The sequence below is a fragment of the Mesorhizobium sp. WSM4841 genome (assembly GCF_055811515.1).
On the sequence record NZ_JBVVQC010000030.1, the window covers coordinates 1 to 18,927 of the forward strand.

12 protein-coding genes and 6 pseudogenes are annotated in these 18,927 nt (G+C 60.8%); 5 read left to right on the forward strand and 13 right to left on the reverse strand.

The features are described from left to right. Positions 1-142 precede the first annotated feature (142 nt). The 3 genes and pseudogenes from AC0L14_RS26875 to AC0L14_RS26885 all read right to left on the reverse strand — a co-directional run. Positions 143-1,166 (reverse strand): annotated as a pseudogene (locus AC0L14_RS26875) (carbamoyltransferase N-terminal domain-containing protein); the annotation flags it as partial. A 301-nt stretch (positions 1,167-1,467) separates the two neighbouring features. Further along, positions 1,468-2,904, reverse strand: a pseudogene (locus AC0L14_RS26880) (efflux RND transporter permease subunit); the annotation flags it as partial. Between the two features lie 494 nt (positions 2,905-3,398). Next, complete coding sequence (locus AC0L14_RS26885) at positions 3,399-4,922, reverse strand: efflux transporter outer membrane subunit (protein ID WP_473751308.1); 1,524 nt, start codon at positions 4,920-4,922, stop codon at positions 3,399-3,401. Between the two features lie 374 nt (positions 4,923-5,296). Here AC0L14_RS26885 and AC0L14_RS26890 point away from each other — a divergent pair, with 374 nt between their 5' ends. After that, on the forward strand, positions 5,297-5,995 hold the full coding sequence (locus tag AC0L14_RS26890) for an IS6 family transposase (protein ID WP_473751309.1): 699 nt from the start codon (positions 5,297-5,299) through the stop codon (positions 5,993-5,995). A 608-nt stretch (positions 5,996-6,603) separates the two neighbouring features. Beyond that, positions 6,604-6,812, forward strand: a pseudogene (locus tag AC0L14_RS26895) (EamA family transporter); the annotation flags it as partial. A 42-nt stretch (positions 6,813-6,854) separates the two neighbouring features. On the opposite strand, the gene AC0L14_RS26900 reads toward AC0L14_RS26895, so the two are convergent. The 7 genes and pseudogenes from AC0L14_RS26900 to msuE form a co-directional block, all read right to left on the reverse strand. Then, positions 6,855-7,520 (reverse strand): methyltransferase family protein, encoded by a 666-nt coding sequence (locus AC0L14_RS26900; protein ID WP_473751310.1) that lies wholly within the window; start codon positions 7,518-7,520, stop codon positions 6,855-6,857. A 433-nt stretch (positions 7,521-7,953) separates the two neighbouring features. Further along, a pseudogene (locus AC0L14_RS26905) lies at positions 7,954-8,466 on the reverse strand (LLM class flavin-dependent oxidoreductase); the annotation flags it as partial. A 34-nt stretch (positions 8,467-8,500) separates the two neighbouring features. Continuing rightward, entirely contained in the window at positions 8,501-9,718 is a 1,218-nt protein-coding gene (locus tag AC0L14_RS26910; protein ID WP_473751364.1) for an SfnB family sulfur acquisition oxidoreductase, read from the reverse strand. Then, positions 9,717-10,541 (reverse strand): annotated as a pseudogene (locus AC0L14_RS26915) (branched-chain amino acid ABC transporter permease); the annotation flags it as partial. The gene AC0L14_RS26910 and the pseudogene AC0L14_RS26915, both read right to left, overlap by 2 nt. After that, a complete protein-coding gene (locus AC0L14_RS26920; RefSeq protein WP_473751311.1) occupies positions 10,541-11,443 on the reverse strand; it encodes an ABC transporter ATP-binding protein in 903 nt (300 codons plus the stop codon). The gene AC0L14_RS26920 and the pseudogene AC0L14_RS26915, both read right to left, overlap by 1 nt. A gap of 54 nt (positions 11,444-11,497) precedes the next feature. Continuing rightward, positions 11,498-12,598, reverse strand: a complete 1,101-nt coding sequence (sfnG, locus tag AC0L14_RS26925) for a dimethylsulfone monooxygenase SfnG (protein WP_473751312.1) — start codon at positions 12,596-12,598, stop codon at positions 11,498-11,500. 24 nt (positions 12,599-12,622) lie between these two features. Continuing rightward, positions 12,623-13,192: an FMN reductase gene (gene msuE, locus AC0L14_RS26930; protein WP_473751313.1), complete on the reverse strand. Its 570-nt coding sequence runs from the start codon at positions 13,190-13,192 to the stop codon at positions 12,623-12,625. A gap of 420 nt (positions 13,193-13,612) precedes the next feature. Here msuE and AC0L14_RS26935 point away from each other — a divergent pair, with 420 nt between their 5' ends. Beyond that, positions 13,613-14,176 (forward strand): MFS transporter, encoded by a 564-nt coding sequence (locus AC0L14_RS26935; RefSeq protein WP_473751314.1) that lies wholly within the window; start codon positions 13,613-13,615, stop codon positions 14,174-14,176. A gap of 522 nt (positions 14,177-14,698) precedes the next feature. Here AC0L14_RS26935 and AC0L14_RS26940 read toward each other — a convergent pair. The 3 genes from AC0L14_RS26940 to AC0L14_RS26950 form a co-directional block, all read right to left on the reverse strand. Beyond that, positions 14,699-15,454 (reverse strand): ATP-binding protein, encoded by a 756-nt coding sequence (locus AC0L14_RS26940; RefSeq protein ID WP_473751315.1) that lies wholly within the window; start codon positions 15,452-15,454, stop codon positions 14,699-14,701. A gap of 1 nt (position 15,455) precedes the next feature. Beyond that, the gene (locus tag AC0L14_RS26945; protein ID WP_473751316.1) at positions 15,456-15,761 is read right to left on the reverse strand and encodes a hypothetical protein; all 306 of its coding nucleotides are present in this window, start codon (positions 15,759-15,761) and stop codon (positions 15,456-15,458) included. Positions 15,762-16,118: 357 nt separating this feature from the next. Beyond that, the gene (locus tag AC0L14_RS26950) at positions 16,119-17,156 is read right to left on the reverse strand and encodes a putative bifunctional diguanylate cyclase/phosphodiesterase (protein WP_473751317.1); all 1,038 of its coding nucleotides are present in this window, start codon (positions 17,154-17,156) and stop codon (positions 16,119-16,121) included. Positions 17,157-17,206: 50 nt separating this feature from the next. On the opposite strand from AC0L14_RS26950, the pseudogene AC0L14_RS26955 reads away from it, so the two are divergent. Both AC0L14_RS26955 and AC0L14_RS26960 read left to right on the forward strand, forming a co-directional pair. Then, positions 17,207-18,136, forward strand: a pseudogene (locus AC0L14_RS26955) (DUF2130 domain-containing protein); the annotation flags it as partial. A 206-nt stretch (positions 18,137-18,342) separates the two neighbouring features. Next, positions 18,343-18,897, forward strand: a complete 555-nt coding sequence (locus tag AC0L14_RS26960) for a hypothetical protein (protein WP_473751318.1) — start codon at positions 18,343-18,345, stop codon at positions 18,895-18,897. Positions 18,898-18,927 lie beyond the last annotated feature (30 nt).

Consider the following 18,927-nt stretch of genomic DNA (forward strand, 5'->3'; position numbering starts at 1 on the left):
GGGGCGCTCCTTAGGTAGCTGCTCAACAGCGTCGAGGGTGCCACACGCTCGCCGCCGCCCATAGCATCTACAGCGCTATCGAGGGCGCGCTCGCGAGCGGCTTCGCTACCGCCGAGCTACACCACCTGTAGGGACGCGACCTCGCCGACCCGCTGTCGTTTGGAAACGGAGGCACCCAGACTGTATCGAACAAACCGCTCGCGCGAAGCGCACTGTTCCATTTGATATTCAGTCCGCATCCGCCGGCGATGCACAGGTTTCGCGTTCCGGCTCCCGTGTGCCCACGCAGCGCGATAGTCATCTCGCGAACGAGAAGACGCTCGAGAAAAGCATGAAACGAAGCGAGTATGTCCTCGGGTGTCTCGGCGGCTAGCCGTGACTCGCTTACATCGAAAAAACCATGCAAAGCCGTGAGTAACGCGTCTTCGCAGCGGCTGTTGTTCCTGTATTCAAGGGCAAGCTTCGAATCTCCAGCGAAATGTTGGTCGTAAAGCTCCTGAAATACAGTTACGATGTTTTCGTGAACAGCCCCGAGCGCGATATAGGCCATCAGCTTGCCGGCGATATCTAGATTCCAGCCGGTCCGCACTTCCTGCCTATAAGGACCGAAGTGTTGGCCCGCGGCGGCATAGGCATGACCTATCATCGGAAACAGGCATCCAATAAACCGCACTCCGCTTGGTTCCACGTAGTAAAGCCGCGGGGAAAATGAAGCCGTCCCACACCAGGCAAAAGGCAGGTTGTTTTGCTTTGGCGAATGAGCTGGTGCAGTATGCGGAAGCTACGTGGCCAAGGACATGCGGATAGCTTTCATAAGAAAATACCCCCTCGCCGAGCATGAGGCCCGAGCTGTGATAAGCTGTCAGGGGACTTTTAGCGTCCCGCTCTACATATGGTGCCCCGTGGAGAGTGATCGGTGCGCCCTCACTGACAACCTGGAATTCCGACTCGATCTCACCGTCCCAGCCATCGATGACGAACCGGTCAACATCGCGCGGATCCAGGCCATGTCCCGCTAAGGCAGCAACAATCGCTTCGAGACGATCAATGGATTGGTATCGTGGATTATTATTGAGCTTCTCCTGCTCGATGCAAAAGATCAATCGGCCGTCCTCGACGACAGCGATTGCCCCGTCGTGCGTTAGCTTGATACCGCAAATGCGCATAATAGATCCATGTCAAGGTTAGCTGTGAAACAACTGTAGAACAACCGAGTAAAACGTGAGCTGGAAAGCACGGGACATGGGCTTTCAAATAATGCGCTATGCAGCATCATGACGGATCGGTAAACTTGATTGTTTGGATATAGTGCATCCACGGGGTGGATATGCGGGCCCTGCCCACAGGCGACTAGCCCGCCATACTCTTCCTCGTCGAACTCTGATGCGGGCTCAGTTGGACACCTCGATTTACCGCACTTTCAGCGTGAACGAGCAGCGGTGACCGCAGGGCAAGGAGTTCAGGTTAGGCGCGCATGATCCGGCCGTCCTTTGCCTCGACAGGATGCGCCTTCATCATGTAAGCGGCCATCATCGGCGTCAGCAGGCGCGCGACGACCAGGGAGGCGAGAACCGCCACGGCTGCCGCCACACCGAACTGGCGGAAGACAAGGCCGGGAATACCGCCCATGAAGGCAGTCGGCAGGAAGACGGCAACGAGCGTGAAGGTCGTGGCGATGACGGCAAGGCCGATTTCGTCTGCGGCTTCGAGCGCGGCCTCCTTCGGCGGTTTCCCCATTTGCAGGTGGCGCGCGATGTTCTCGATCTCCACGATCGCATCGTCGATGAGGATGCCGACCACAAGCGAGAGCGCGAGCAGCGTCACCGTGTTGAGGTTGAAATCCGCCATGTATATCACAAGGAAGGTCGGGATGACCGATAGGGGCAGCGCCACCGCCGAAAGGAAGGTTGCCCTCCAGTCGCGCAGGAAGAGCCAGACCACGACGATTGCGAGGATCGCGCCCTCGTAGAGCATGTGCATGGAGCCGTCATAGTTTTCGATAATCGGCCCGATCGTGCTGTACGCCTCGACAATCTCGACATCAGGATTGGCGGCGGCGAAGTTCTGCATGGCCACCTGGATAGCCGTCGCGACGCCCGTATCCGAAAAGCCGTTGGAGCGCTTGACTTGCAATGCGATTACCGGCTTGCCGTCGAGATAGGCGATGGACGACCGGTCGGCGAAGTTGTCCGTAACCGTGCTGATCTCGTCCAGACGCACCAGAGCTCCGCTCGGAAGCGGGATTGCGAGCGCCCTCAACGCCTCGATCGACGAAACCGCGCCAAGCGTGCGGATCACCTGCTTGCTGCCGCCGATTTCGGCCCGGCCGCCCGAAGCGTCCGACTGCACGGATTTGAGCCGCGCGGAAACGGTTGCAGCGCTGAGGCCGAGCGAACTCATCAGCTGGGGATTGAGATCGATATGCACCTCACGATCGATGCCGCCGATGCGGCTGACCTGGCCGACGCCGGGCACGGCAAGCAAGGTCTTCGTCATGTCGTTGTCGACGAACCACGAGAGTTCCGTCTCGTTGAGGCGGATGGAGCGCACGGCGTAGGTAAGGATTGGTGATCCCTGCACCGTCGTTTTCGTCACGCTTGGTGTCTGCATCTGGGCGGGCAGGTCACCGCTCATACTGTCGACGGCATTGCGCACCTCGTTCAGCGCTGCCTCGCCGTCCTTCTCCAGCTGAAATGAGACATTGATGCTGACCGCGCCGTCCGTGATCGTGGTCGTGACGTGCTCTAGGAGGTTCAGGGAGGCGAGCTTGTCCTCGATCTTGCGCGCGACTTCGGTTTCGAGTTGGGCCGGCGCTGCACCTTCGAGCGCGGCGTTGATTTGGACAGTCGGCAGCACCATGTCGGGGAAGTTCTGAACCGCCAAGCGATCGAAGGCGAGCAGGCCGCTCTTCTGGCTTTCCAACGACGCTTCGGCGGATTCGACACCCGCGATCGCAGTCTGCTCGGCGATCAGGTATTCGGTGATCTTCTCCTCAGAAAGCGCACCGCTTCCCTGCACCTTGCGTGCTCGGCCCGCACTCGTCCTGGCTTTTGCGAGGTCCGCCTTGGCGCTTGCCAGCACAGCCTCTTCCTTGCGCAGTTCCGCGCGCACCGTTTCGTCGGCCAGCCGAACCAGGGGCTGATCCTTTGAGACAACCGACCCGACATCGGCAAGGACATCGGTCACACGCAGGCCGCCGATTTCCGCGGCGATTACGGCCTCGTGCCAGGGCTTCAGCCAGCCGCTGGCGGGTATCGTTTCAGGCCACTGGCGTTCCGCGGGCTTTGCCACTGCGACGGTAAGCGCTGCCGCCTCGTTCTGTTGCGCGAGCGCGGGCTCTGCGGCGAAAACAAGGATCCCGCTCAGGAAAGCGGCGAGGAGAAGAGGTGAAGATCGCATCAGAGCAGGTTTTCTTTCGATTTTTGCGGCAGGTCCTTGGATGAGGAGGCGCTCGCATCCCAGCCGCCGCCGAGCGCCTTGTAGAGGGCGATCCAATAGCGCACGGAGTCACGACAGATTTCGATGAGCGAGACCTCCGCCGACTGCGCCGAACGCCGGGCGTCCTCGCGGTCGAGCAGGCTTGCGCCACCGGCCTTCCAGTTCGAATCCACGGCTTTGAAGTAGGCGCGGTAGTTGCGCGCCGCGACACTGGCGTCGCCGATCTGCCGTCGCGTACTGTCGATCCGCACGAGTGCGGTCTCGACTTCGGCGACCGCGTCCAGCACACCTGATTTGTAGGCGGCCACCGCCACCTTATATGCGGCTGCCGCGCTGCCCACTGCCGCCCGGCGCGAGCCGAGCGGGATCGAGATGGCCGGGCCGAAGGACCAGGGCAGAGAGGTTCCCATCAGCGATGAACTGTCGATCGTGACCGAGCCGCCGAGGCTGAGGCTCGGATAGAGATCGGCTTTTGCCGCGCCGATCTCGGCGAGCGATGCAGCGACCTCGAGCTCAAGGGCGTCGATGTCGGGGCGCTGCCGTAAGGCGTCGGCAGGCACGGCGGATAGCTTGAGGGTCCTCGGCGTGGGTAACCCGTGCTTGCCCATCGCCAGAATATCGCGGACGTGAGGCTCGTCACCGCCGATAAGGCGGGCGAGAGATTTGACGAGAACCTCGCACTCGGCACGCTGGGCGGTCCGTGTCGAGGCCGAGGTAGCAGCACTCGCCAGCCCTAGCGCAAGGTCGGCGCTCGACGTAAGGCCGGAGGTTGCGGCCATTTCCATTGCCCGGATCGTCTCGCGCTGCGAGGCGAGTTCGGTGGTATAAACTTGCTCCAGCTGCCGGCAGGCACGGTACTGCATATAGTAGTCCGCCACCTCCGCCGCGAGTGAGACGCGCGCATCGTGCCAATCGGCGGTGCGCTCGTGGACCCGCAGCCGCGCAGCCTCGCTCCTCTGCCGCGTCTTGCCGAACAGATCGATTTCCCAAGAAGCGTCGAGGCTGCCGCTCACCGTCGTAGCGGCAGCAACTTGGTTGGCTTTGTTGCCGCCCGTGCCGGAGCGGGCGAGCGATCCCGAGCCGCCAAGCCCCGGAAAAAGGCTCGCCTGCGTAGATGCCAGCGTGGCGCGCCCCCTCTCGATCTCTGCAGCGGCGGACTCGAGACTGGGGCTTTCCGCCTGCGCAGATGCAATGAGGGCCGTCAGCGATGGATCGGAAAACGTGGACCACCAGGACACGAGATCGCCGGTCCGGCCGCCATGCGGAAAGGTCGCGTGCCAGGCATTCGCGATCTTCAAATCAGGTTCCTGAACGCTGGCGACGGTCGTGCAGCCTGACACGATCAGGCACGCTCCAAGACCGCCCATACCGACAATCCTGCGATAGGCCGCCTTCATCGCGGCCTTCGATTGGCAGGCATTACGGCCCGGCGCGAAACAGCCAGCAAGAAAGGCCATCATGGTGATGGCCACTAGTCGATGCATGTCTACCGCCTTGTTCCGGGGCCGCCACCCAGCGGAAACATTTAGGTCTCCACCGGCAGCACCGCGTATGGCGATCGTTCTTCGCAATCGCTCCTGGGCGGCATTAATCCCGATTTGTCATTGCGGTGGGTTATGTATTGTTAAGAGTTGCTAAGGCGCAGCGGCCTGGCGCCCGCCGGAAGCGCTGGTCCGCGCCGCGCGGATGGAATCGCTGCCACAGACGCGGCGACTGTTGGGCCGGGAGGAGGCCTGCCGGGGACCACAGCAACAAAATTAAACACAATTGTTGCTGACAGCGATGACGGTTCTGTCGCAAACGGAATGGCAGCCATATCTGGCACGAAGGCCTCTCTTTTTCGGGGAGCGCGCTTGCTATGTTCAAAGGCTGTCATTTCGACCGATCAGTGATCTTGCTGTGCGTGCGCTGGTATCTGGCCTACAATCTCAGCCTGCGCGATCTGGAAGAGATGATGGCCGAACGCGGCCTGAACGTCGACCATTCGACTGTGCACCGCTGGGTCGTCCACTTCTCGCCCCAGCTTCTGGAGCGCTTCAACGGGCGCAAGCGCGCCGTCACCGGCAAGTGGCACATGGACGAGACATACATCAAGATACGCGGCCAATGGATGTATCTCTATCGTGCCGTCGACGGCGTCGGCGACACGGTCGAGTTCTTCTTCAGCGAACACCGCGACCTGCCGGCAGCCAAGCGCCTCTTCCGGACGGCCCTGGAGCGCCACGGCAGACCGGATCGCATCGTCATCGCGGCAGCCCGACCAAATCATGAGGCGATCATTTCCTGCGACGCCGAACACCGTCTGCGGAATCGATCGCGACGAGCGCTGAAGCCGATCCGCATCCGCAAGAGCAAGTACCTCAACAATCGGATCGAGCAGGACCATCGGCGCATCAAGCGCCGCACTCGGTCGATGCTCGGCTTCAAGTCGATGGCCAGTGCCGATGCCGTCCTTTCCGGCATCGAGATGGTTCACATGATGCGCAAACGGCAGGCGAGGTTCGCCTATAATCCACGTCCCTCGATCGCCGAGCAGTTCGAAATCCTTGCAGCATGACTCATCGGCGCGAAAGCGTCCCGTTGTGACCAAAAAGCACGATTTGCGACAGAACCATCCTGCATGGCCGCACGACGATCCTCGAGGCCCAAGAAGCAAATCGTCCAGATGAAGGGTGAGGAGGTGCAACCTGAAAGCGCCGTCGACCACAACGCGGTCGAAGATACCGTAGCCGTCTATCAATATGCCTCGCACTGGCGCGATATTTCACGCCGCATTCCACGTGTCTTGACAACGGCACGCTGGCACTCGGCCGGTTCGGTGTGCATCGCCTGCCAAACCCGAAGCGACGCGCGCCTCCGTCCAGGACCACACCCACCATACCGGTGCGCTAACAAAGCCACCGTGCCACAACGTCTTAGGAATGCCAGGTCTGCTCCGGTGATCGCCAAGAGGTGTGAGGACCTTAACAATCCCTTGCAAGACCCTTCGTGGCTCGCAACGGCAACGGCCGGAACGGGTCCAGCCTGTCGTGGAAACGCGTTGATTTGATAACGTGATTCCCGATCAGCGAGGTGAGTCGGGCTGAAGCGGTTTGTCGAGGGCGAGGATCGCCGGCAAGCGGCACTGCTTCCCGAGTGCCTGGACGATTACGTGACGCAGGACAATCCGGGGTGGCGACGGGTGCATCGTGGATCTGCTACTTTCGCGCGCTCCAGTTTGGGAACGCAGCACGCGTTGCCCTGTCGACAAACTGAGCGTCGTGCTTGTGGCGGTGTTCGGAGTGACATTCCTCAAGGAACACTTGTCATTGTCGAACTGGGCAGGGGTTGCCTTGATCGCAACAGGCGCGGTTCTGGTACGCTACAAAGGCTAACAGGAGGGCTATTCGCGGCGGCTTATTGCTCCGTCTTTAGGATCAGAACAGCCAAAAAAAGGTGGGCAGGTAGCCAGCTACCTGGAGGTATTCAATGCCTTCGATGGCTGGAAAGATCGCCAGAAAATAGAGGGCATCGAAGAATGTGCTTCTTAATGCGTTCGTGGAGAACGTGTGCTGATGCTTGTCCTGATGCAGCCACGGCTTGGGCCAGAACCGCGGCGTCCTTGCCACATATGCTTCGAACTCCGGACCAAATTTGTCACGAAGAAACGTCTCTTCCTTTCGGGCAGTCATCCCGAAAACCGCATAGGTGCACACCCCCAGAGCGGATGCAACGATGAGCGATCCGAACATGAGGCCGATGCCGAATGCTCCGATCGTCGAAAACAGATATAGGGGATTGCGAGTGATCGAGTACGGCCCGCTGACTGCCAACTCGCTGTTCTTCCGCCCCCCGACATAGAGGATGCTCCACAACCTCCCGAATATGCAGACGAGGATCAGAACAAAACCGATCATCTCGACGACCTCGTGAAGGCTAGATGCTTCATCCCAACCGGGGCGAGAGAATAGCAGCGAGCCAATCGCCGCTATGCTCAAGGCCCGGACGACCAAAAGTCTCTTCCGCTGATTAAATGGTTGCGGGGCAATGGAAGCGGACATCATGGTTCCTTCGACAAAGGCTTTTTCGGGGGCTCGCGCCAAGCAGTGCATCCAATGTCGACCGATCTGTCAGAAATGTGACGCGCTGTCCCTTTTCCTGGCGGCGACTGCTCGGTTTCAATGGCAAGCTCGATAGCCGATTGCGTAGGCCTGACCCTTGGCAGATCCCGATGTCGGCAGCCCTTCGGAAGCCACAATTCGGGCGGACACCCCGCTTTCAAACCGCATGGGGGAAACACACCTGCGAGTGCCATTTTGACTCCCGTTGCCAGATCTGTCAGTTCAAAGTAGTACACGATATGTTCCGCAAGACGTGTGCCCAATGAAATCTCCCGTTCAAGCAACAGACACGGCGGGCCGTGAAGAGGCATGTCAGCCGACCTTTAGCGCCGCGCCAGCTTATTTTCTGGGCAGTGTTGACCCGCTCAGATACGCTCGGCTAGCATTTTGATGCCGAAGCCGATCAACAGTGTACCGGTAAGGCGATCGATCCATCCTCTATACGGAAGTGGTTGCCTTCGAACGCTACGGTCTCGCCGCGAAGCACCCCCTTGTAGATGTCGAGGAATTCCCTCGTCACCTCATAGCGCTCGTCATGGCTGAGGAAGATGCCGTCGCCCTCGTTCTCGACCGGGTCCCCGCCGGTAACCACATTGATCAGCAGTCGCCCGCCGGAAATGCGGTCTAGCGTCGAGGTCATGCGCGCGGCGAGCGTCGGCGATTGCAGGCCCGGCCGGACGGCGACAAGAAAGCGAAGCCGCTGCGTCAGTGGCGCCAGAGCCGACGCCACGACCCAGCTGTCCTCGCAGCTGCGGCCGGTCGGCAGCAGCGCGCCATAGTAACCGATGGCATCGGCGGCCTTGGCGACCTGGGTGAGGTAGGGCAAGTCGACCGCCCTACCCCCCTCGGAGGTGCCGAGATAGCGGCTGTCGCCATGGGTTGGGAGAAACCACAGGACCTTGATCCTGTCGGGAGTGGCAATGGTCATGAATGGTCCCTCTGTGACTTTACGACGCGCGCGCTCAGCTCCAGGCATGGAACGGCGGATTGACGTCATTCAGGAAGTAGTTGCCGCGGATCGCGTATTTCCAGCGCACCGGGTCGTGCAGCGTGTGGGTGCGGGCGTTGCGCCAATGCCGGTCGAGATTGTGCTCGGCCAGCGTCGAGCGTGTGCCGGCGAGCTCGAACAGCTTGTTGGTGGCATTGATGGCGATCTCGGTGGTGAGGATCTTGGATTCCGCCACAGCGATCTGCGCTTCCGCGACGGTCTTCTCGTTCGGGTCGGCGACGGCGCGATCGACCGCAAGCCCGGCCTTTTCCAGAACCGCCGCTGCCGCATTGGCCCGCAGACGAAGGTCGCCGATCGCCTGGATCGTATAAGGATCCTGCCAGGCATGATCGACGCCGCTGTCGATCCAGGCGCGCGATTTGGTGCGCACGAAGCTGACCGTCTCGTCGATCGCCGCCTTGGCGATGCCGAGATCGACCGCGGCCTGGATGATCTGGAAGATGGCTCCGTCGGCCGTCGGCCGGTCGTAGCCCTTATAGCCGGGAACCAGATGCGTCTTCGGCACCTTCACATTGTCGAGCAAGACCGTGCCGGACAACGTCGTCTTCTGGCCGAAGCTCGACCAGTCGTCGATGACCGTCAGTCCGGGCGCGCCGCGATCGGCGATGGCATACCAGGCGCGGCCCTCGTCATCGAGCGCCACGATCGGCACCAGATGGGCAAGCAACGCGCCGCTCGAATAGAATTTCTGACCGTTGACGACGACATGGTCACCGGCGTCGACGAACTTGGTTTCGAAGTCCGCCGCCCGCTTGGAGCCGAATTCGGAGAACGCGTTGCCGAAGCGCGTGCCGGACAACACCTCGGCGAAAAGCAGCTTCTTCTGGGCCTCGTCGGAGACGGTGCGGATGGCGGCGACGACGCCGAGATGGTTCTGGGGAATCTGTCCGAGCGACGGATCGGCCGCCGAGACGATGGTGATCATTTTCGACAGCGTCACATAGGAGAGTTCCGGCCCGCCATAGGCTTTCGGCACGTTGATCGACCACAGGCCACTCTGCGAAAACGCGTCGAGCTCTTCTTTCGGCCAGATGCGTTCACGGTCCCGCCTGGAGGCATCCTTGGCGAATTCGGCGGCCAGTTTTTCGGCGACGGCGATTGCCTCGGCGTCGGTCCTGATAACATGCGGCTTGGCTGGCGGACGCTCGACCGGTGGCACGGCGCTGCGGATAGGCGAACCAGCCTTCGATGCCGCCGCCGACGAAGGCGCCGAGATAGACCTCGGCCAGTTTTTCGCTGGCGCCGATGATGAGGCCGCCGACGATGGCGCCGAGGATGGAATCAAAGCCGCCGAGCACCAGCACCGGCAGCGCCTTCAGCACGATCAGCGATAAAGAGAACTGGACACCGAGACGCCCACCCCACAGCAGCCCCGCGACCAGGGCCACGAACCCCGCGGCCGTCCACACCGTTCCCCATATCCGGGGCAGCCGCAGCCCGACGGCAAGTGCTGCAAACTGGTCGTCGGCGACGGCGCGAAACGCCAGCCCGATCCGGGTCCAGGAGAAAAATGCGCTCAAGCCCGCCACCATCGCCGCGGCAATGCCTGCGGCGAGAAGGTCCAACGACGAGATCAGGATGCCGCCGACCTCGAAGGGCGTGTCGTCTATACCGAGATCGAGCCCGTGCACCTGCGTGCCCCACATCAACTGGGCAGCGCCCTCAATGATGTAGGACAGCCCAAGCGTAGCCATGAACAGCGTCATCGGCGAGCGATTGACCAGCGGCCTGAGCACAGTCCGCTCGATGGTGAAGCCCAGCGCGACCATGACCGTGAAGGTGATGAGCAGCGAAAGCGCGAAGGGGATGCCGCGTTCGACAAGGCTGACAAAGGTGAGCGCTGCGAACAGCACCATCGACCCTTGCGCGAAGTTCAGCACGCCCGACGTCTTGTAGATCAGCACGAAACCGATGGCGACAAGCGAATACATGACACCAGAGAGCAGGCCGCCGACCAGCACTTCGATGACGAAGAGGAAATCATAATAGCTCATTAGATGTCCTCGCCATTCCCGCCCTCGGCGGTGCCGATATAGGCCCGGATCACTGCCAGATCGGCCCTGACCTCGGCTGGCGTCCCGTCTGCGATCTTGCGGCCGTAGTCGAGCACGGCGACCCGGTCGGAGCGCCCCATGACCACGCCGATATCGTGCTCGATCAGGATGATGGTGACGCCGTGTCGGTTGCGCGCGGCGCGCACAAACCCGGCCATCTCGGCTTTCTCGGTCGCCGTCATGCCGGCCATCGGCTCGTCGAGCAGCAGGATCTTGGGCTCGGCGACCAAGGCGCGGGCCAGTTCGACCCGCTTCTGCAGGCCGTAGGGCAAGGTGGCGACTAGGCGGTCAGCGACGGCCTCGAGATGCAGGAAGGCAATTGCCTGATCGACCTTTTCGGCGATTCCCGCGTCTTCACGCCGGGCGCGTGGCAGACTGGCAATATGTTCGACAAAACTGGCGCGCCTGGTGTAGACGCGGCCGGGAGCGATGTTGTCGCGCACGGAGAGACCGCCGAACAGCGCCAGATTCTGGAAGGTTCGCGCAACGCCCAGTCGTGCCAGGCGGCTCGCCGGCACCCGGGAGAAGGACTGGCTGTCGATCGCGATCGTGCCGTGGTCGGCGTGATAAAGGCCGCTGATGATGTTGATCAGCGAGGATTTGCCGGCGCCGTTGGGGCCGATCACCGCGCGGATCTCACCGCTCTTGACCTCGAGGTCAACATCGCTCAGCGCCTTGACGCCGCCAAAGGAAATGCCGATCCCGCTCAGTGCGAGAACCGCATCCGGCCGTGACGAGAGGCATGCCGGACGCCTGTCGCCGACGGGGTTAGTCACCGCGAGGATGGCGGAAATTTCGGGCGCGCGCTCGTATGCGGCGGCTCCCAGCGAAGCACCAATCATGAAACGTCCCTGATTTGAAGGAGAGCTGGCAGCGGCCCGAGGGCCGCGCCTGACCTATTCCGCGGCGACAAGTTCCCTGTCGCGAGCCTCTTCCAGTTCGCGCACCAGCGGGATGACGCGCTTGCCGAAGAACTCGACCTCTTCCTGGAAATGCAGGAAGCCGAGCAGGATCAGGTCGGCGCCGGCGTCCTTGAGCTTGAGGATGCGTTCAGCGATCTGTTCCGGCGTGCCGATGAGATTGCTGCGGAAGCCGTCATTGTATTGCACCAGATCCTCGAAGGAGGATTTCGCCCAATTGCCTTCGCCTTCCGGCGAGGCCTTGCCGGCATTCTTGACCTGATCGGCAAAACCCTGGACTGCCTCGGGATTGGCCTTGGCGATGATCTCGTCGAGCACTGCGCGCGCTTCCTGCTCGCTGTCTCGCGCGATGGCGAAGGCATTGACGCCGATCTTGACCTTGTGACCATTTGCTTTCGCCTTGGCGCGGATGTCGTCGACCTGCTTCCGGATCTCCTCCGGCGTGTTGCCGTTGGTGAAATACCAGTCGGAGACCCGCGAAGCCATGTCGCGCGCGGCGCGCGACGAGCCGCCCTGGAAGATCTCGGGCAAGGGCTCGATCGGCTTGGGCTTCATCGAATAGTTGGTGAAGCGGTAGAAGTCGCCCTTCAGCGTGAAGCTGTCCTCGGTCCAGATACCACGCAGCGCCCGGATGAATTCCTCAGAACGCCGGTAGCGCTCGTCATGGTCGAGCCAGAGTTCGCCAATGGCGGCGAACTCGCCACGGAACCAGCCGCTGACGACATTGACGGCAACGCGGCCATTGGTCAGGTGGTTGATGGTAGCGATCTGCTTGGCCGCCAGCGCAGGATTCCATGGGCCGGGCAGGATCGCCGCGATGACCTTCAGCGTTGTGGTGGCGGCAAGCAAGGCATGGCTGAACGACACCGATTCGTGCTGGTTGTCGGCGCCGTAGCCGGCGGTGAAGCGTATCTGGCTCAGCGCGTAATCGAAGCCGTTGGCCTCGGCGATTTGGGCAAGCTTGCGGTTGTAATCGATGTCCCAGCCGGTCCGCTGCTCGATGTTGGAGATAACCAGTCCGCCCGAGACATTCGGAACCCAGTAGGCGAATTTGAGGCTGTCGGAATGCGAGGCCATGTCGTCGTTTCCCCTTTGATTGGCTCAGCCGACGCGCGTGGCGACGGCAGCGTTTGCATGACTGGAATTGAGCAAGGAGACCGCTTCAGTAGCGGCCCTCGAAATGCGCTCGATGACCGCTGCGCCGACGATTTCGGCATCGATGAAATCCTCTGGCGCGCCGTAGACGCCGGTTGGGACGGTGACAGCGCCGAAAAAGCCGAACAACGGCCTAAGCTGATGTTCAAGAACCAGACCATGATATGGGCTGCCGCCGGTCGCCGCGAGAAGCACGGTCTTGCCGGTCAGCGCACGATAGTCGACGAGATCGAACAGATGCTTCAGGGCGCCGGTGTAGGAAGCCCTATAGACAGGAGTTCCGACCACGAGCAGGTCGGCGTTTTCGACCCGCTGGATGATTGCTTCTCCGGATGCGCCGAGCGCGTCTCGGGATAGCCCGGCGAAAAGCGAAGGTGCTGCCTCCGTGATCTCGATCAAACCGGTGTCCGCCGGCACGCGCAACGCGAACGCCTTGACCAGCGCATTCACCACCGCCGTGGTGCGGGATGGCGTATTTACGCCACCCGATATTCCGAGAACCGATAATCGTGCCAAGTCATCAATCTCCCACGCTTTGCCTGCGCGCTAGGCCCGCACCAAATCAGGTCAAACGATATTCTATAAATTCTATAGCGGCGGCGCGCTCGCAGTTGGAAATTTAGCCGAGAAGGGGAGGGAATCCGCGAAGCACAATCCGCCTCTGGGCTTCGTTGGCGGGACATTGCCCGCCCTCGCACGCTACCCGGCTGAAGGCCGCGGGAGCGAAGCACGTTTTCGACCGCTTCGACGATCTGCTGGCGATCGCCGAAGGGAGCCCAAACAAGATCACCGCCTCGCTGAGCTCTATAACGAAGTCGCCGTCACGGTCTAAGCTCCAGCGGATGGGAGAACGGATCCGGATGATCTGATCCGGCCTGTTGCCTCCCATCCCCGGGCTTCCAGCGACTGCTATCCATCGCACTCTCGGGTCTTTCCATGAAACCTCGCCCATTGCTTTGCCTGGCAGCCTTGTCAGGTGCGCTGGCCCATCATCGGCATCGATATGAGGTCCTCAACGTCACCCTGCCGCATCTTACAGAACAGCTGGGCGCGTCGACATCCGAGAAGCTATGGATGGTCAACGCCTATTCGCTTCTGATGGCTGGGCTACTACCAGGCTTCGGCGCCTTGTCCGGCAGGATCAGGCACCGAAAGATGGTGTGCAGCGGGCTTGTGGCCTTCGGTGTAGCGTCGTTTGCCGCCGCGTTCTCTTCAACGCCATCAATGATCATTGCGGCCCGGGGCTTGCTGGGCATGGCGGCGGCTGCGATCGTACCTGCTGCGCTGGCCATTGTCCGCACACAGTTTTCGAGCAATTCCGAGCGATCAATGGCGATCGGGATCTGCGGTGCGATCTGGTCTGGAGCTTCGGCTGTCGGACCCGTGCTGGCAGTGTGCTGCTCGAGCACTTCTGGTGGGGCGCTGTCCTCCTCATCAATGAGGCCCCTGAACATTAAAGCGGCACGGATATACTGTAGAAAAATGAATCGGCAGCCTTGATTAACGTCTGCGATGTCTGACCCTGGCCATCCATGTCGGAGTGCTCTCGCTGAGGTTAAAGGCAGCCTCTTCGGCCTCGTACCGGGTCAGCCCGGTGAGCGGCCGGGCGTATCTCTCGGCGGGAAGCCCTGTCAGGCTATCGATCACAGACCACAGCCCTGATTCCGACGGCAGAATCTTGTAGCGCCTCATCGAGCCCTCGCTTGCTAGAAGCACAGAGAACTTCCGCCTTACCGGAAAGTTCCGCAGTGCAGCAACAAAATGCTGCGACGCACTATGAGGGATCCAATTCATATGACGGGCGGCCGGTGGATCCGGGGTGACCGGGGTCCTTTTGGCGCGCTGCCCGGCTGCCGGGTGCTGGTCGCCGGCCCGGCCGGCCTTGATAGGGGCAGCTCTGGGATGCGACGCCTCACGCAGCTCGGCGTTCCGGCACGAGCGGCACGGCCAGCTCGTGTATGCGCGCATTGGGGCAAACCCGCCGGGCGATATCGCAAAGATGCTGGTGATGCGTGAGGTAGATTACCTGCCCCACTTTCGCCATGTCGGCGAATAGCCGGAAGGCTTCCTCGGCCGAAAGTCGTCGAACGTCTCCATAATGTCATCGGCGATGAAAGGAACAGGGGTGCGAGATTGGGCGAACTCGTGGTAGCCGGCCACTCTGAGCGCGAGATAGAGTTGGAAGCGCGTTCCCTTTGGCATTTCCTGCGTCAGCTTGGAACTTCCATCGGCCCCGATGCCAATAAGGACTTCGGTGTCCTTGTCAGGCTGGGTCGCCAGACCACGATAGGCGCCGCGGCTGATCACCTGAAACGCCGCCGAGGCGCGAAGCATCATCGAACTGCGATGCTTGTCGCGATAAAGGCGCAAGGCCTGCTCGGCCGCGATGATGCCGGCCCTGAGGCGGAAGTAGCTGAACTCCTTATCCTCAATTTCCAGGAGAACCGTGCGCCGTTGCTCTTCAAGAGCAGCCACGGCACTAGCGCCGTCGACGGCATCCACCTCGTCGGACGCTTTGCTGTATGCCGTAAACAGCTCTCGTACGCGCCGATCCTGATCCTCGAACCGGGCGCTGAGTTCGACCTGCTCGGCTTCCAGCGCAGGCCGATCCGCGGCGTCAAGCATCTCTTCGACATCGCCCATGTCCTGGATTGATAGCGCCTCTCGGATTTCATGTTCGATGGCATTGCAACGCCGTCGCAAGTCCCTCCTTTGCTCGATCATGCGCAGCTTTTTCTCTACGTCCTGCAAGGAAGATACACCGAGCAGCTGCGTCATTTCAGATTTGCGGCGCTCGCAAAATCGCGACTTCAGCCTCCAGGTCCCGGATTTTGAGACTCTGATCCTCGAGAGCAAGCTGCTTGGATTCCCTTTCTGCCTTTTTCGACCGAGCCTCTTCCACTCTGGCGGACATCAGCGCCCAGAGTCTCAGGGCACTCTCTGCTGGTCGCTCCAATCCGAGTTCTGCAGCCATGATGGCAAGTTCGCGCAAGAAGGTAGCCTGATCTTCTTCCATCTTGGCGATGCGATCTGCCAGACCGGCTTGACGTTGAGCAGCCGGGCCGAGTTCGGCAAGCCTGTCCATGACCTCCTTGACGGTCGCGAGGCTGGGGATAGTCCCTCCAGCGCCGAGCCAGCAGCTCCTGCAAACCTCAGCCCATGACGCGTCCCATTGGCCATTCGGATCAGCATCGAGATACCGTGCTAATCGAATTTTTCAATTTTTCCGCCAATGCAGCCATCTTGCGGTTCCGGGCCCGATATGATCGAGATTACCGCCAAACACCCGAGCGCTCCTCCTACTAACGCCAAAGGAGCGTATGGCAGATGCCGCCAAATGGCGGCGAGGGAGCTCCCACGGGCCAAAGCCAGGTGCATAGAGCGAACGGGCTTCCGGGCTCCAGTCGGAGGCGAGATCCTCACGGCACGGGGCTGACAGAAGCTACGCAGCAGCCGCTTTACTCCTACGATTGCCGAGGGAGTCCGTTATTTCAGCTAGTAATTTTGGTGGGCTGAATAGATATCCTTGAACCTCGTCGCAACCTGTAGCGCGAACAATTTCTAGCTGGTCCTCGGTCTCTATTCCTTCAGCCGTGGTCTTCATGCCCAAAGCATGGGCCAAACTGACAATCGCGTGCACGATCGCCATGTGATCTTGATTTGTGGAGATTTGCTCCACGAAGGAACGGTCTATTTTGATCTTGTCCACGGTATATTTTCTGAGATAGCCGAGCGAGGAATAACCGGTGCCAAAATCGTCGAGTGATATGCGGACACCCAGCGCACGCAAATCCCGCAGTGCACACGACGACCTTTGGCTGTCCTCAAGCAACAACGTTTCTGTCACTTCCAGTTCAAGGCGATTAGCAGGAAATCCCGTAGCGGCGAGTACTCTGGAGACCATCTCAACGACATCGCCTCGCATGAACTGCGTTGGTGATAGATTAACGGCGAAATTGAGCTCGCCAGTCAAATTTGCAGCCGCTCGACAGGCTCTTTCCAACACCCACTCGCCCAGGTTGACGATCAAGCCCGTGGCTTCGGCGATGGCGATGATTTCCTCCGTTTCGACGGGTCCGTGTCTGCAGCCCGGCCACCGCAACAGTGCTTCAAGTGTGGTAACTTGCAGCGTGTGAATGTTCACGATCGGCTGGAATACTACATCGAACTCCTGGTCAAAATCGGCGGCACGCAAATCGAGTTCGATCGTCCGACGGCGCTGAAGACGCGCATCCATCTCGGGCTCGAAAAAGCGATATGTGCCACGCCCGTGTTCTTTGGCCCGGTAGAGCGCCAAGTCGGCATTTTTCAGAAGCGTGTCTGGGTCATCGGGAATCCCGGAGGTCACGGCTACGCCGACGCTCACCCCGATAATCACCTGATGCCCGTCGAGCTGGTATGGCTCGCCAAGAACCTCGAGTATACGTTGGGCAAGTTGATCAACATCGGCTGGCTGTGTGACATCCGCCTGCAGGATCACGAATTCATCGCCTCCCAACCTAGCCACAGTGTCCTCTCGGCGAACGCGAAAAGCTCAGCCAGGCCCAGCAGCAACAGGCGGAATTCCTGAAAAAGCAGCGTGCGCTTGACGATGAAAAGCGCGAGATGGCGCTGACCATCGAAAGGAAGATCCTGGAGGGGCTGGACGCCGTTCGCGCCAAGGCGAGGTCCGAAGCCGAAGACGGCCTCAAAATGAAGGTTGCCGAAAAAGAAGAACAGATCGCCGGCATGCAGCGTCAGATTGAGGAGTTGAAGCGCCGTGCGGAACAGGGTTCCCAGCAGCTGCAGGGAGAGGTTCTGGAGCTCGAACTGGAGTCCCTCATTGCCAGCCGGTTCCCAATGGACATCATTGAACCGGTAGCCAAGGGCGAGTTCGGTGGAGATGTCCTGCACCGCGTTGTGGGACCGGCCGGCCAGCCATGCGGCGCCATTTTGTGGGAATCAAAACGCACCAAAAACTGGAGCCAGGGTTGGCTGGGGAAGCTCAGGGCGGATCAACGGGCGGCGAAAGCGGATATCGCGCTGATGATCTCGGAGGCGCTGCCTCCCGGTGTGGAAACTTTCGATCTTCTGGACGGGGTCTATGTCGCCCATACCAAATGCGCGATTCCGATCGCCATCATGCTCCGGCAATCCCTGATCGAGCTGGCGAACTCCCGCCTCGCCCAGGACGGCCAGGCTACCAAAATGGAGCAGGTCTATGGCTATCTGACCGGTCCCCGGTTCCGCCATCGCGTCGAGGCGATCGTCGAAAAGTTCTCTGATATGCAGGAGGACCTGGCCAGAGAACGCAGGGCCACAACACGCCTGTGGGCCAAGCGGGAGGCTCAGATCCAAGGTGTGATCGAGTCGACCGTCGGGATGTACGGCGACTTGCAAGGCATCGCTGGAAAGGTGATGCAAGAAATTGAGGGCTTAGAGGTCCCGGCCATCGAAGCATCTCCGCCCGATGCCGATTAGGCAATCGGTATGCAGCTCAACAGGATATCGAATAGCAATCGGATGGGGCTCCGCCAGGCGGAATTCAATCCGACTGCTATCGGCTGCCTAGTTGACAGACGACGCAGATGCCGCCGTCGCGGGCCAGCTCGCTGGGCAATTGCCCTGCGGTATCATACTTCAAACGCCTTGCGCGAAAGTGTGGCCGGAATAGCGGATCAACCACGATGAAGCCCCCACGCAATTACCGGATCTACGTTGCGCGCGACAAGGAGGCCAACTCGGGCTGGGTTTGGATGGCGGAGTGGCCATCCCGCTCCGTTTTGAAGATTGTGAAACCCGCCGGCTCCTGGCGAGATCGACGGCACGTCCACTGCCAAGTACGCAAGATCGATAGCAACTTCACCAACCGATACAACGCTGCCGGGGACCGTCGGCCCCTTCCTGACCCCGCACCAGCCGACCTCATTGTGATGAGTGCATGGTACCGTGACGCTCTGGGTTTGGCATCCGAAGCGCGATCGGCGGCGCTCATTGTTGACCACGCCCCCGTCTGGGGATGGCGCTCCCTCCGTGCGGCCAGTCACCACCCCGATGAGGCCGTGCGTTTAGGAACACGGCTCGGGGTCATCAGCGTGGCCCTGGGCGTGATTGGGGCCGCCGCCGGCATCGGGCCTCTGACCGGCTACGGGCCCAGCTTCGTGGGGCTGGCGCTGGTGACGACGATCGTGATCGTGATCATAGTCGGGTTTCTTGCCTGTCGGGGCGCTCAACGGTCCTAAGGGACAGGGTAGCTGAATCTCAGTGGGATT

Excerpts from the sequence above, each read along its gene's own strand:
- AC0L14_RS26890 (WP_473751309.1), top strand. The coding sequence starts at position 5,297 with ATGTTCAAAGGCTGTCATTTCGACCGATCAGTGATCTTGCTGTGCGTG.
- AC0L14_RS26940 (WP_473751315.1), bottom strand. The coding sequence starts at position 15,454 with ATGACGCAGCTGCTCGGTGTATCTTCCTTGCAGGACGTAGAGAAAAAG.
- AC0L14_RS26885 (WP_473751308.1), bottom strand. The coding sequence starts at position 4,922 with ATGCATCGACTAGTGGCCATCACCATGATGGCCTTTCTTGCTGGCTGT.
- sfnG (WP_473751312.1), bottom strand. The coding sequence starts at position 12,598 with ATGGCCTCGCATTCCGACAGCCTCAAATTCGCCTACTGGGTTCCGAAT.
- AC0L14_RS26920 (WP_473751311.1), bottom strand. The coding sequence starts at position 11,443 with ATGATTGGTGCTTCGCTGGGAGCCGCCGCATACGAGCGCGCGCCCGAA.
- AC0L14_RS26945 (WP_473751316.1), bottom strand. The coding sequence starts at position 15,761 with ATGGACAGGCTTGCCGAACTCGGCCCGGCTGCTCAACGTCAAGCCGGT.
- AC0L14_RS26960 (WP_473751318.1), top strand. The coding sequence starts at position 18,343 with ATGAAGCCCCCACGCAATTACCGGATCTACGTTGCGCGCGACAAGGAG.
- AC0L14_RS26935 (WP_473751314.1), top strand. The coding sequence starts at position 13,613 with ATGAAACCTCGCCCATTGCTTTGCCTGGCAGCCTTGTCAGGTGCGCTG.